Raw genomic sequence first — 13,568 nt, 5'->3', positions numbered from 1 at the left:
CGCCCGTGTATGTAGCGAGCATGATAACGCCACCGCGGACGCGGTAGCGTGGCCCCATGGCGCTGGCCCCGACCCTGTTCGACCACGAGCTCGCCTCGTTGCCCCTGCCGGAGGGCGAGCCCGCTTTCCGGCGCAAGCAGGTGGCGCACTGGCTCTACCGCCGCGGGGTGACCGACGCCGAGCGGATGACCGACCTGCCCACGAGCCTGCGCGCGTGGTTGGCGGCCGAGCACGCGGCCGAGCCGTTCGTCGCCTCCCGGCGCTTCCCGTCCGACGACGGCTCCGTGCGCTACCTCTTCACCTTGCGCGACGGCAAGCAGACTGAGGCCGTGTACATGCCGTACGCCGGCCGCCGGACCGTGTGCCTCAGCTCGATGGTCGGTTGCCCGGCCGGGTGCGCGTTCTGCGCCACCGGGGCGCTCGGCTTCGGGCGCAACCTCACGCGCGGCGAGATCGTCGCCCAGCTCGTCGAGGTGGCGCGCCAGGAGGGGCTCGAGCCGCCCGCCATCCGCAACGTCGTCCTCATGGGCATGGGCGAGGCGCTCCTCAACTACGACAACGCCGTCGGCGCCATCCGCACGTTCATCGACCCCGGCGGTCTGGACATGTCGCCGCGGCGCATAACGTTGTCGACGGTGGGGCTGCCGAGCCGCATGCGCAGGCTCGCGGCCGAGGGGCTGCCGCTCGTCCTCGCCGTCAGCCTGCACGCGCCGGACCAGGAGACGCGGCAACGGATCATCCCGACCGCGCTGGCGAACGCGGTCGACGACATCGTCGCCGCCATGCGCGATTGGCAGGCGGCCATAGGGCGCCGTGTGACCGTCGAGTACACGATGCTGGAGGGCGTCAACGACCACCCTTGGCAGGCCGACATGCTCGCCGACCTCCTGACCGGGCTCACCAGCCACGTGAACCTCATCCCGTTCAACCCGTGGACCGGCTCGGGCTTCAGCGGCACGGAGCGACCGCGGCTCGCCCAGTTCCAACGGCGCCTCGAGGCGCGGGGCGTCAGCGTGTCCGTGCGCTTCAGTCGTGGGCGCGACGCCGGTGCGGCCTGCGGTCAGCTCGCCCTTCAGGGCGCCGAGGCCGCGAGCGTGGCCGACTCCGGCGTGGTGATGGCCGGCGTCTGACCGGCAGGTGCCCCGTGCGGAAGTCGGGGCGGGGCTGCGCTCCCGCGCACCCCGAGCCGGCGCGCCGGTGCGTTATGCCGATGGTGTCGAAGAGGCCGCACCCCCGAGCACCCCGACCCGGCGGCACGGCGCACGGCTCCCGACCGACGCGCTCCCCGGCGCGTGTGACACCGCGCGTTTGGCGAGCAGGACGCTACTCGCGCCAGGAGCAGGTGGACGATTTCACAAGCGCGCAAGGGGGCACCGTATAAGCTTGGCCCTGACTAACGCATGGCACGCACGTTAGCGACCTGGGAGGCTGGGATGGAAAGAGGAACCCGCAGGTGGAGCGGCCGCGCGGCTCTGGTCGCAGCGGCCGCGTTGCTCCTGCTCTCACCGGCGTGGGCGCAGTCCGTCTCCGAGCTGCGTGCGGAGGTGAACTCCGAGCCCGGGAGCGTGAGCGCTTGGGTCGCCCTCGGCAACGCCTACTACGGCCAGTCGGAGTTCGACCTGGCGAAGGAGAGCTACCTCGAGGCCATCGCCCTCGACTACACGTCCGGCGACGCCCACTACGGTCTCGGCCTTGCGGAGTTCTCGCGCGGCGACTACCAGGCCGCGCTCTTCGAGTTCACCGAGGTCACGCGCCTCTACCCCGAACGTTTCGACGGGCAGTTCAACCGCGCCGTCACTCTCGCGCGCCTGCGGCGCCCGGCCGACGCGGCCATGGCGTTCCGCGCGGCCATCGACCAAGCCGAGCCGGAAGCGAGCCTCGACGACCGCGTGCAGGCCCAGCTCGGCCTGGCGGCCCAGCTCGAGCTCAGCGAGGACTGGTCGGGCGCCGCCGCGGCCTACGCCGCCGCCCTCGAACTGCAGCCAGGCACCGCCGCGTACGTCCTCAGGCGCGGCCAGGCCTTGTACCGCGCCGGGCGCGGCCTCGAGGCGCTGCCCGAGCTGACGGCCCTCGAGGCGCAGAGCAGCGACTACCGCGTCAGCGCGCTGATCTCGGACATCTACGTCGCCCAGGGCCAGATCGACTACGCCCTATGGTCGTTGGAGCGCGCGTTGCAGAAAGCGGAACGGGCGGAGGACAAGCCGGCCCAGGCGAGCACGCTCGTCAAGCTGGGCACCTTGCAGCGCGGCCTCGGCCGCGACGAGCAGGCCCACGACTCGTTCGAGCGCGCCGCCCTCGTCTACCCGGCGTCCTGGGAAGCGCAGTACAACCTCGGCATCGCGAACCTCGAGGGCGGCCAGACCCGCGACGCTGTCCGCGCCCTCCAGGACGCGCAGCGCCTCGACGGCAGCCGCCCGGAGGTCTACCTCGCGCTCGCCACGGCCCACGACCAGCTCTCCAACAGCTCCGAGGCCCTGAGCAACGCCCGCGAGGCCATCGCCCGCCTCTCCGACCCCAAGCTCGTCCTCGACGCGCGGCTCATCGCCGGGCGGGCGCTCTACCGCCTCGGCGACTACCTCGGGGCGCAGGCCGAGTTGCAGGCCGTGCTCGAGGAGCGCCCCAACGACGCGCAGGTGCAGCTCTGGTACGGGCTCGCCGCCTACCAGCTCGCCGACTACACGCAGGCAGTGCGCAACTTCGAGCGGGCCGTGCAGCTCGACCCGAGCAGCCTCGTGGCGCGCGTCAACCTCGGCGCCGGCTACCTCGCCGCCCGCCGTTACGAGGACGCCGAGAAGGTCTACCAGCTCCTCGTCGGCCAGAACCCGAACGACAGCGAGAGCCTCTACAACCTCGGTTGGGCGCTCTACTCGCAAGACCGGCGCGGCTCCGCCCGCGACGCCTGGGTCTCGTCCTGCCAGCAGGGCTACCAGCCCGCTTGCAGTGCGATCAGCAGCTACCTGTGAGGGTGGCGTCATCGGTGTGAGGCGGGCCGTTGGCTGGGCGCGAGACGCGAGCGCCAGGGGCCCGAGGGAACTCTAGGCAGCGCCACCGCGCTGAACGCGAGGGTACAATCACGCTATGGATTGGCTTCGACGCAACTGGCCCGATCTCCTGATAGGCGTGGCCCTGGTGGCCGTCATCGCCGGCATCATCGCCACGTTGATCTCGGGAGGCTCGTTCTTCCCGATCGGCCCGGGCAACCGTAACGCGGGCGGAGCCACCACTACGCAGAGCTCCGGCACCACGCCGGGGACGACGGGCAACGCCGTGACGCCGACCACGCCGGCCGGTGCTGCGGGTCAGGCGGCGGGAACCCAGGCGGGCCAGACCGGGGCGGAAGCCGCAGCCACGGGCACAGAAGGCGCGGCGACCGCTGGCGGCGCCACCCCGGAAGCGACGCCAGAAGCCACGCCGGCGGCCGGTACCGAGACACCGGCGACCACCCAGGGTGCCACCACACCCGGGTCGACGGCTAGCCAGGGCGGCGCCCCCATCGCGGTCCTCCCGCCGGGCGGGCAGGGCACGCCCTCCACCGCCACCACGCCTGCGACGACGCCGTCCCAGGCCACGACGGCGGCTACCCAGGCTCCGGCCACTCAGGGTCCGGCCTCGACCACGGGCGCCGGTCAGTCCGCTCAGAACACCGCTCCTGCCAACACCGCCGCGACGGCGGCGGCCGGCGAGAGCTCCTACCGCGTCGCCGTGGGCGCTTTCGGTAACCCCGACAACGCCCAGCGCCTCGCCAGCACGTTCCAGGCGGCCGGCTACCCGGTGCTGCTCGGCACCCAGGGCAACCTCACGATCGTCCTCGTCGGCCCGTACGACACCGAGGCGCAAGCCCGGTCGGTGGCCGACCGGGTGAAGGCAGGCGACTTCGGCGTGACCGACGCCACCGTCTACCGTTACGAGCCCGACGCGAGCAGCACGACGACCGCGCCGGCCGCGACCACGGCGCCTGCCGCCGCGACCACTGCGCCTGCAGCTACGAGCACGACCACGCCTGCCGCCACGACTCCGACCACGGCGCCGACGCCGGCTACGACGGCCTCCGAGGCGGCCCGGTACCTCCAGGTCGGGGCCTACGGCAGCCGTGAGAGCGCCATGCCCCAGATCGAACGCCTGCAAGGGCTCGGCTTCCAGGTCACCGAGCGCACCGAGGGCACGCTCCTCAAGCTCCTCGTCGGCCCGTACGAGGGGGCCGCTCTGACCGAGGCCAAGGCGCGCCTCGACTCCGCCGGTATCGAGAGCTTCGCTCGTTGATGCAACACGACCTGCCGTCGGTGACGGTCAGCCGTCTCGTCAGCTACTTGCGGGTGCTGGCGGACATGGAGGCCGAAGGTGTCGCCTACGTCACCTCCGAGCGCCTGGGCGGCGCGTCGCAGGTCTCCGCCCACCAGGTCCGCAAGGACCTGCTCCTCACGCGCGTCACGTCGGGCACGCGGGGCCGCGGCTACACCGTCGCGATCCTCAGGCGTGAGCTGAGCAGCACGCTCGGGCTAACGCGCTCGTGGCGGGTCGCCATCGTCGGCATGGGGCGCCTCGGCCAGGCGCTCGCCGACTACCCCGACTTCAGCGGCTTCAACTTCAGCCTCATCTGCGGCTTCGACAGGGACGCGAGCAAGGTGGGCAAGACGCTCGGGACCCTCCCCGTGTACGACATGCACGAGCTCGCCGGCCGGGCGCGCGAGCAGGCGCTCGACATCGCGTTCCTCACGGTGCCCGTCGCGAGCGCCCAGGCGGCGACCGATCTGATCGTGGCGGCCGGCATCCGCGGCATCCTCAACTTCGTGCCGACGGTCCTCACCGTGCCGGAGGCCGTGCGCGTCGAGCCCGTCGACTTCCTGGCCGGCCTCAAGCGCCTCGCCTTCTACCTGCAACCCCACGCCGCGGTGGCGGGCTGAACGTAGGGAACCCCTTGTGACGTTTGGCACTAGGGCCGCGTATACTGACCCTGTGCTCGACCTCGTCTCAGGCGACCTGGAACGTTTCGAGTTGCGCCTGGCCGAGGAGCTGCGCTCGTCGGTCGCCTTCATAGAGGCGATCGGAGCCGACCTCGTGACGGCGGGCGGCAAGCGGCTGAGGCCGGCCGTCGCCTTCCTCACCGGGCGACTGCTCCGCGCCGAGCCGGAAGCGGCCATGCAGGTCGCGCTCGCCGTGGAACTGCTCCACTCCGCGTCCTTGCTCCACGACGACCTCATCGACGACGCCGACACCCGCCGCGGCAACGAGGCGGCCTTCAGGCGCTACGGCAACGTCGTGAGCGTGATGTCCGGCGACTTCATGCTCGCCCGCGTGCTGCGGCTCCTCGCCGCCAGCGGCAGCGCCGCCTTCACCGACCTCATGGCCGACACCGCCGCCGCGATCTGCGAGGCGGAGGTCCTGCAGTTCCAGGTCGCGACCCTCCAGGAGTACTCCTGGGAGGACTACGGCCGCATCATCGACGGCAAGACGGCCGTCCTGCTCGCCGCCGCCGCCAGGGGCGTCGGGCTCCTCGCCGGCCTCGACGCGCCGCGGCTCGCGGCCCTCGAGCGCTTCGGCATGGCCTACGGCCGAGCCTTCCAGCTCAGGGACGACTACCTCGACCTCCTCGGTGACGCCGCCAAGCTCGGCAAGCCCGTCGGGGGCGACCTGAGGGAAGGCAAGGCCACGCACACGGTGCTCGAGCTCCTGCTCACGCACGGCTCCGATGAAGCGCGCGCCATCCTCGCGCGCCGCGCGGCGCACGTGGGCGACGTCGAGCGCATGGCAGAGTTGGCCGTGCGGTCCGGCGCCAGCGAGGCGACGAAGCGCGAGATCGGGGCGTTGGTCGCCGATGCGCGCGCGGCCCTCGAGGCGTTCCCACCGTCGCCCGAGCGCGCCGCGCTCGCCGAGCTCGTCGGGCGCGAGGGGGCGCGAGCCAACTGAGGCGGGCGCGGCGCGGGCCAAGCCCGGGGAAGGCGGAGCAGGTCGTGCCGGCGTCGGTGGACGCTCGCGCGCTAGACTGCCAGGATATGTCAGAGCTAGATACCGACCAGGTGATGCGCTTCTTCTTGGACCATCCGGAGCGCCCCTGGCACGTTCAGGACATCCAACGGCGCTTCAAGGTCGAGGACCGCGCCGCCTTGCGCCACCTCCTCGCCGAGCTCGCCGACGGCGGTCGCCTGATACGCACGAGGCGCAGGACCTACGGCTTGCCGCAGGAGATGAACATGGTGCTCGGCCGCCTCCAGGTCGCCTCCGGCGGGTACGGTTTCGTCATCCCCGACGCGGGCGGCAAGGACCTGTACGTGCCGGCCGACCGGCTCGGGGGCGCCTGGGACACGGACCGCGTGATGGCGCGGCCGAACCCCATGAAGAGCGACGACGGCCGTCCGTCCGGCGAGATCGTCAGGATCATCGAGCGCGGCTACCAGCGCGTCGTCGGCACCCTCGAGTACGCGCGCGGCTACGCCATCTTGCGTCCGGACTCCGTCCGCCTGCAGCAGCGCGTGCTCCTCACGCCCGAGTCCGTCGGGAAGCTCGAGGGCGGCTCACGCATCGTGGCGCGGATGGTGTGGCCCGAGGAGTCGGGCGAGCGCGAGCCCTTCGGCGAGGTGGTCGAGTTCCTCGGCGCGGAGGACGACCCGGAGGTCGAGACCCGCGCCGTCATCGTCAAGTACGACCTCAAGGCCGAGTTCGACCCCGACACCATGAAGGAGGCCGCCGCCGTCCCCGAGGAGGTGACGGAGGAGATGATGGCCGGGCGGACGGACTGCCGGGACGTCACGACCGTCACGATCGACGGCGAGGACGCCAAGGACTACGACGACGCCATCAGCATCGAACGCGTCGGCACGGGCAGGGACGGGAACCTGCGCGTCGGCATCCACATCGCCGACGTCAGCTACTACGTCGCGGAAGGCACGAGCCTCGACAAGGAGGCCAAGGAGCGCGCCACCTCCGTCTACCTGCCCGGACGCGTGCTCCCCATGCTGCCGGAGGAGCTCTCCAACGGCATCTGTTCGCTCGACGAGGGCAAGGCGCGCCTCGCCCTCTCGCTGTTCGTCGAGCTGTCCAGGACCGGCGAGGTGGCGGCCTTCGAGTTCAAGGAGACGGTCATCCGCTCCGACGCGCGCCTGACGTACAAGCAGGTCCAGGAGTTCTCCGACGGCGGGCGCATGCCTGCCGGGCGGCGCAGGCTGGAGCGCGACCTCAAGGTCCTCCTGAACCTGACCCAGGAGTTGCGCAAGGCCCGCATCGGCGCCGGGGCGCTGGACTTCAACTTCACCGAGGCGCGCGTCGAGGTCGACGACCAGGGCGCACTCCACGTCACGCCGGTGCGCAGCAACTCGGCCAGGCAGCTCGTCGAGGAGCTGATGCTGCTCGCGAACCGCCTCGTCGCGGGTGAGCTGAGCCGCCGCGACGTCCCGGCGCTCTTCCGGGTGCACGAGGACCCGAGCACGGAGAAGATCCAGGGGCTGCAGAAGGCGCTCGCCAAGCTCGGCTACGTCCTCGACCTGCACCACGCCGAGCCGCAGGACCTGCAGGCCATCCTCCGCCAGGCGGCCGGCAAGCCGGAGGCGCAGCTCGTCAACACCCTCCTCCTGCGCAGCCTGAAGCAGGCGCGCTACTCGAGCGAGGACCTGGGGCACTTCGGACTGGCGTTCGAGAGCTACCTGCACTTCACCAGCCCCATCCGCCGCTACCCCGACCTGGTGGTGCACCGCGTGGTGCGCGCCCTCCTGCAGCACCGGCTCTCGCCGACGCTGAAGGAGCGGATGAAGACCGACTTCCCGGCGCTCGCCGAGCACGCGAGCGACCGCGAGCGCGTGGCGGAGGAGGCCGAGCGCGACCTCACCCGCTACTTCCACTCCCGGTGGGCGAAGGAGCACGTCGGGGAGAAGTTCACGGGCTTCGTGGTCGGGGTCACGAACTTCGGAGTGTTCGTCGAGCTCACCAACGCCGTTGAGGGGCTCATGCACGTCAGCCACCTGGTCGACGACTACTACCTCTACATCGAGGACCAGCTCATGCTCATGGGCAAGCACACGCGCAAGCGGTACCGCATGGGCGACAGGGTGGAGGTCAGGATCCTCGCGGCCAACCCGACGCAGCGCCAGATCGACCTCATCCCGGCCGACATGCCGATGCCCGACGTCGAGGCCGAGGAGAAGCAGGCCGACACGCGCCCGCCCGGCAAGCTGAAGACGCCGCAGCAAGGCGTGGCGGAAGGCGTGGTAGCCAAGGGCGGTTCTGGCAAGGGCGGTTCTGGCAAGGGTGGGGCTGCCAAGGGCGCCGCTGCCAAGGGCGGACAGGCGCGAGGCGGGGCCTCGAAGGAGGCGTCCGCCGGAACCGCGGCGGGCACGGGCGGGGGCGCCAGGAACGGGTCCGACAAGGACGCATCCGACAAGGGCGCGCCGAGCAAGGGCGGTTCGGGTAAGGGTGGCCGTGGCGGCCGCGGTCGTTCCGCCGGGAAGGGCGCCGACGGGCGCGCCGGCGAAGGGGCTGCGGCCGCGGCGAAGCCGCAGGCTAGGGCGGGAGCTCGCGCGACGGAACGCGCGGGCGCGGTCTCGGAGGTCGACCGCGCGGCGCGCGGCGCTGTCGCCGCGGACCCGGAACCGGCGGCCGCGGTGGCCGCCGAGCAGCGGAAGCCCAAGAAGCGCAAGGTGCTGCGCTTCGGCTGACCCGCGGACCCCGTCCGGAACGGCCGGGTGGACGCGTGGAGTGAGCTCCTTCACGCCGTCTGGTAGACTTCGCCAACTGACCGGGTGGCGCGCGGGACCTGCGGGTCCGAGAGGGCGGCCGCCCGGCGTCGGTTCCACTCGGAGCCCGCTCGAGCCGAACGGCTTAGGAGACACGACATGGCACAGGCATATCGCTACCCGCTCACCCGCGTCTGCCTCCGCGGTGGCACCATGACCCTGCCGCTCGCCATGCTGGAGCTCTTCCCCGGGAGCGGCCCCATCGTCGCGGTGGACGAGGAGACCGGCAAGGAGTACCCCCTCGAGCTCGTGTCGCGGCGGCAGCTCGCCGGGCTCGGGCCCCTCTACCGCGAGCACGGCCTCGACGTGAACGACGAGCTGCACGTGACACCCGTCGGCGAGGGCCGCTTCAGCTTCGAGGCCGTCAACAGGACCAGGCGGGCCGCCCAGGACGCCACCACCGCCCTCACCGCCGTCCTCGACGAGGTGGCCGAGGCGGGCGTTGCGGCCACGGAAGCCGAGCTGCACGCCCTCTACCCGAGCCTTCCGGAAGGGTTCGACCTCACCCCGTACCTCGCGGCGGACCCGCGCTTCGAGCTCCGCAACGGCCGTTGGCAGAGCGCCACGGTCGAGCTCGCGGAGGAGGAGCAACAGCCTGACCCGGCGGAGGCCCCTCTGCAGGAAGTCCCCCGCATGGGTGCGGCGGTGAGCGAGGACGTCGCCGAACTCGTCGAGGCCGCGCCGTCCGCGCCTCTGGCTCACGCGACCGGCGCCGGTCACCAGCAGCCGACCCCGCGGTTCGCGGAGGCCCCGGCCGGCTTCGTGCCCGAGGCGGCCGACGCCGCGCAGCCGGGTCTCTGGGGCGGCGACGCCCGTGCGGCGGCAGGCGGCCCTCCTCAGGCGCGCCCCGACACCCGCGTGCGCCACGTTCACGAGCGGCGGGTCCCTGAAGGCCCCGCGGAGCCGGTCGGGCCGCGCGAGGTCGACGACACGGACCTCACGGCCCTCGACCTGTCGAGGCGCCTGCGTGGCGTGCTCGAGCCGCTCGGCTTCAAGCTGACGCCCCTGGGCGGCGGCCAACTCACGATCGCGACCGACATGGGGCGCCGCAACTACCAGGTGCACGCCATGCTGCTACCCGACGGCGAGCGCCTCGACTGGGCCGCGCTCCTCTCGCGGCGCCGGTCGCTCGGCGCCCGCTACCTCGCCGTCATCGGCGACCATCGCGACCTCGTGCGCCTTACCAGCCCCGCCGAGCTGGCGCGCGCCACGCTCTGGAGCTGGGCCGCCCTCGAACGCCTGCGGGTGTTGCACGGCACCGTTCCGCTCACGCCGATCGACCTCGAGTCCCACTTCGAGCGCGACGGGCTCTTCGAGTCCGGCTTGCAGCGGTTCGAGCGCGGCGTCACCGAGCGCGTCGCCGAGCGCGGCGCCACGTCCCAGGTCCTCACGCGCCTCGCGCAGCTCAAGGCCCCGAGCGTCTTCCTGCTCGAGGAGCTGGCCACCGACGTCGGTATCGGCAGGGAGGCCGTGCTGCGCATCCTCGAGCGCCTCTCCGAGGCCCCGTTCCAGCTGGTTGCGCGCGTGGAGCAGGGCGAGTTCCTCCTGCGCCTGCCCGTTGGCAACGCTCTCAGCAGCCTGTCGTCCTACGCCGATTCGTTGCGCGAGCGCCTGCCCGTCCGGGGGCGCGAGCGCGTCATCGGCCTGGACGACGAGGACGAGGCGGGGGTCGCGCCGGAAGCCGACGAGCTGACCGGCGCGGACCTGGGCGAGGGCAGGGGCCTGCAGGCCTGAGCCGCCCCCTTCGGGGCCTCTCGCTCAGCCGAGGTCTTGCAGCGGCCTGACCGGCAGCGACCCTGCCACGCGTGCCGCCGCGGCCATGGCCTTCACGGTCCAGGCGGCTGCCTCCGCCGTGGTCACGTAAGGGACGCCGTTCTCCAACGCGCGCCGCGCCTCGGGCGTGTGCTCCACGTCGATGAGCAGGGCGTAGTCCGGCTCGGCGCCGCTCGGGAGCGACCCCTCCACGACGTCGAAGCCGAGCTCCGTGAGGACGGCCGTCTGGGCGGCGAGCCCCGTGCCGACCACGCGCACCCGCCCAGCGCGCGGTAGGGCGGCCCCGGCGCCGAGCGCTGCCCGGTAGTAGGCGAGGTAGGGGTCGTCGTCTATCCCCATGCTCTCGCCCGTCGAGCGCATCTCGGGGCCGAGGAACGGCGCGACGCCCTTGAACTTCAGGAAGGGGAGCACGACCTCCTTGACGCTGTAATGCTTGGGCCGCGGCGTGGCGGTGAAGCCCAACTCCGCGAGGCTCTTGCCCGCCGAGACGAGCGCCGCCAGCTTGGCGAGCGGCGTGCCGATCGCCTTCGAGAGGTACGGGATGGTGCGGCTGGCGCGCGGGTTGGCTTCCACCACCATGACGTCGTCGCCGCGCACGACGTACTGCACGTTGATGAGGCCGCGCACTCCGATGGCCTGGGCCAGCGCCACCGTGTGCTCCTCGACCTTGGCGAGCGCCGCTGGCGAGATGGTGAGGGGCGGGGTGATGCAGGCGCTGTCGCCGGAGTGGATGCCGGCCAGCTCGACGTGCTCCATGATGCCGGCTACCACCGTGACCGAGCCGTCGGAGAGCGCGTCGACGTCCAGCTCCTTGGCGCCGGCGATGAACTCGTCGAGCAGGATCGAGGGGTTGTCGGGCAGCTCCGCGTACACCTCGTCCAGGTAGATGGCGAGCTCGGCGGCGCTACCCACCACGCGCATGGCGCGGCCACCGAGCACGTAGCTCGGGCGCACCATCAACGGGTAGCCGATACCCTCCGCCAGCTTCACCGCCTGCTCGGGGTGCGTGGCGACGGCGCCGCGAGGCTGCGGCACGCCCAGGCGCTGGCAGAGCGCGTGGAAGGCGTCGCGGTCCTCCGCCGCGTGGATGGCGGCGGCTGGCGTGCCCCAGATGGGCGCCCCTGCCTCCGTCAGCGCCCGCGCGAGCTTGAGGGGCGTCTGGCCCCCGAGCTGGACGATGACGCCGTCGGGCCGCTCGTGGTCGACGATGTTGCTGACGTCCTCGAACGTCAGCGGCTCGAAGTAGAGGCGGTCGGCCGTGTCGTAGTCCGTCGAGACGGTCTCGGGGTTCGAGTTCACCATCACCGTCTCGAAGCCGGCGTCCTTGAGCGCCCAGACGGCGTGGACGGTGGCGTAGTCGAACTCGACGCCCTGACCGATGCGGTTGGGGCCGGAGCCGAGGATCACGACCTTCTGCCGCTCGGAAGGCGGAGCCTCGTCCTCCCACTCGTACGTGGAGTAGAGGTAGGGGGTGTAGGCCTCGAACTCCGCCGCGCACGTGTCGACGGTCTTGTAGACGGGCGCGCCGTCGTTGGCGATGCGCGCAGCCCTGATCGCGCCCGGGTCGGCGCCCGTGAGCTCGGCTACTTCGCGATCGGAGAGGCCGATGCGCTTGACCTCGCGCCACCGCTCCCAGCTCCAGGACTCGGGGGCCGGCCCAGCGCGCACTTCGCGCTCCGCTTGGGTGATCTCCTTGAGCTGGGTCAGGAACCACGGGTCGATGCCGGTGGCGGCGTGGAGCGACTGCACGGAGCGGCCGCGGCGCAGCAGCTCGAGCACGGCGGGGAGGCGGCGCGGGTTGGGGTAGAGCAGCGCCTCGAGCTCATCGTCGCCGGCGCCCGCCGTGGCGCCCCTCACGTCGAGCTCCTGGGAGCGCATGGCTTTCAGGAGCGACTCCTTGAACGTGCGCCCGATGGCCATCACCTCGCCGACCGAGCGCATCTGCGTGCCGAGCTCGGTGGGGGCGGTCGGGAACTTCTCGAAGGCGAAGCGCGGGACCTTGGTGACTACGTAGTCGATGGTCGGCTCGAAGGCCGCCTTCGTCTCCTTGGTGATGTCGTTCGGGAGCTCGTCGAGGTAGTAGCCGACGGCGAGCAGCGCCGCGATCTTGGCGATGGGGTAGCCCGTCGCCTTGCTGGCGAGGGCCGACGAGCGCGACACGCGCGGGTTCATCTCGATGACGATGGTGTCGCCGTCCACGGGGTTGACGGCGAACTGGATGTTCGAGCCGCCCGTCTCGACGCCGATCTCCCTGATGATGGCGATGGAGTAGTCGCGCAGGCGCTGGTACTCCTTGTCCGACAACGTCTGGGCCGGCGCCACCGTGATGCTGTCGCCGGTGTGCACGCCCATCGGGTCGAAGTTCTCGATGGAGCAGATGATGACGACCGTGTCGTTCTTGTCGCGCATCACCTCCAGCTCGTACTCCTTCCAGCCGAGGACGGACTGCTCGACGAGGACGCTATGGACGGGCGAGTCGTGGAGGCCCTGGTGGACGATGGCGCGGAACTGCGCCTCGTCGTACGCGATGCCGCCGCCCGTGCCGCCGAGCGTGAAGCTCGGGCGGATGATGGCCGGGTAGCCGATGGTGGCGACGAACTCGAGGCCCTCCTCCAGCGAGGTGACCATCTTGCCGGCCGGGGTCTTGATGCCGATCTTGGCCATGGCCTGCTGGAAGAGCTGGCGGTCCTCGCCCTTCTGGATGGCCGAGTAGTTGGCGCCGATGAGCTTGACGCCGTACTCCTCGAGCACGCCGAGCTCGTGGAGCCTGGCGGCGAGGTTGAGGGCCGTCTGGCCGCCGAGCGTTGGGAGGAGCGCGTCGGGGCGCTCGACCTTGATGACCTCCGTGACGAACTCCGGGGTGAGCGGCTCGATGTAGGTGCGATCGGCCACCTCGGGGTCGGTCATGATCGTCGCCGGGTTCGAGTTGACGAGCACGACCTCGAAGCCGGCCCCGCGTAACGCCTTGCATGCCTGGGTGCCCGAGTAGTCGAACTCGGCCGCCTGCCCGATTACGATGGGACCGGAGCCGAGGATCAGGATCTTGTGTATATCTTCGCGTCTAGGCATGTATTA

8 protein-coding genes are annotated in these 13,568 nt (G+C 71.6%); 7 read left to right on the top strand and 1 reads right to left on the bottom strand.

The features are described 5' to 3' along the window. Positions 1–56 precede the first annotated feature (56 nt). From rlmN to M9914_10720, 7 genes are all read left to right on the top strand, one after another. Positions 57–1,130, top strand: a complete 1,074-nt coding sequence (gene rlmN / locus M9914_10750) for a 23S rRNA (adenine(2503)-C(2))-methyltransferase RlmN (GenBank protein ID MCO5174656.1) — start codon at positions 57–59, stop codon at positions 1,128–1,130. A gap of 303 nt (positions 1,131–1,433) precedes the next feature. After that, the gene (locus tag M9914_10745; GenBank protein MCO5174655.1) at positions 1,434–2,963 is read left to right on the top strand and encodes a tetratricopeptide repeat protein; all 1,530 of its coding nucleotides are present in this window, start codon (positions 1,434–1,436) and stop codon (positions 2,961–2,963) included. A 115-nt stretch (positions 2,964–3,078) separates the two neighbouring features. Continuing rightward, a complete protein-coding gene (locus tag M9914_10740; GenBank protein ID MCO5174654.1) occupies positions 3,079–4,260 on the top strand; it encodes an SPOR domain-containing protein in 1,182 nt (393 codons plus the stop codon). Next, entirely contained in the window at positions 4,260–4,901 is a 642-nt protein-coding gene (locus tag M9914_10735) for a redox-sensing transcriptional repressor Rex (protein ID MCO5174653.1), read from the top strand. The genes M9914_10740 and M9914_10735 overlap by 1 nt, the downstream gene beginning before the upstream one ends. 52 nt (positions 4,902–4,953) lie before the next feature. After that, the gene (locus M9914_10730) at positions 4,954–5,904 is read left to right on the top strand and encodes a polyprenyl synthetase family protein (GenBank protein ID MCO5174652.1); all 951 of its coding nucleotides are present in this window, start codon (positions 4,954–4,956) and stop codon (positions 5,902–5,904) included. Between the two features lie 86 nt (positions 5,905–5,990). Further along, the gene (rnr, locus tag M9914_10725; protein MCO5174651.1) at positions 5,991–8,642 is read left to right on the top strand and encodes a ribonuclease R; all 2,652 of its coding nucleotides are present in this window, start codon (positions 5,991–5,993) and stop codon (positions 8,640–8,642) included. Positions 8,643–8,819: 177 nt separating this feature from the next. Further along, complete coding sequence (locus M9914_10720) at positions 8,820–10,454, top strand: hypothetical protein (protein MCO5174650.1); 1,635 nt, start codon at positions 8,820–8,822, stop codon at positions 10,452–10,454. A gap of 24 nt (positions 10,455–10,478) precedes the next feature. On the opposite strand, the gene carB is transcribed toward M9914_10720, so the two are convergent. Then, positions 10,479–13,562: a carbamoyl-phosphate synthase large subunit gene (gene carB, locus M9914_10715; protein MCO5174649.1), complete on the bottom strand. Its 3,084-nt coding sequence runs from the start codon at positions 13,560–13,562 to the stop codon at positions 10,479–10,481. Positions 13,563–13,568 lie beyond the last annotated feature (6 nt).

This window comes from Trueperaceae bacterium (assembly GCA_023954415.1).
In the GTDB taxonomy this organism is placed as follows: Bacteria; Deinococcota; Deinococci; order Deinococcales; family Trueperaceae; genus JAAYYF01.
This window is presented reverse-complemented; position numbering and strand designations above follow the sequence as displayed.

Coding starts and splice junctions, on each gene's coding strand:
- rlmN (MCO5174656.1), top strand. CDS start 57: ATGGCGCTGGCCCCGACCCTGTTCGACCACGAGCTCGCCTCGTTGCCC.
- M9914_10745 (MCO5174655.1), top strand. CDS start 1,434: ATGGAAAGAGGAACCCGCAGGTGGAGCGGCCGCGCGGCTCTGGTCGCA.
- M9914_10740 (MCO5174654.1), top strand. CDS start 3,079: ATGGATTGGCTTCGACGCAACTGGCCCGATCTCCTGATAGGCGTGGCC.
- M9914_10735 (MCO5174653.1), top strand. CDS start 4,260: ATGCAACACGACCTGCCGTCGGTGACGGTCAGCCGTCTCGTCAGCTAC.
- rnr (MCO5174651.1), top strand. CDS start 5,991: ATGTCAGAGCTAGATACCGACCAGGTGATGCGCTTCTTCTTGGACCAT.
- M9914_10720 (MCO5174650.1), top strand. CDS start 8,820: ATGGCACAGGCATATCGCTACCCGCTCACCCGCGTCTGCCTCCGCGGT.
- carB (MCO5174649.1), bottom strand. CDS start 13,562: ATGCCTAGACGCGAAGATATACACAAGATCCTGATCCTCGGCTCCGGT.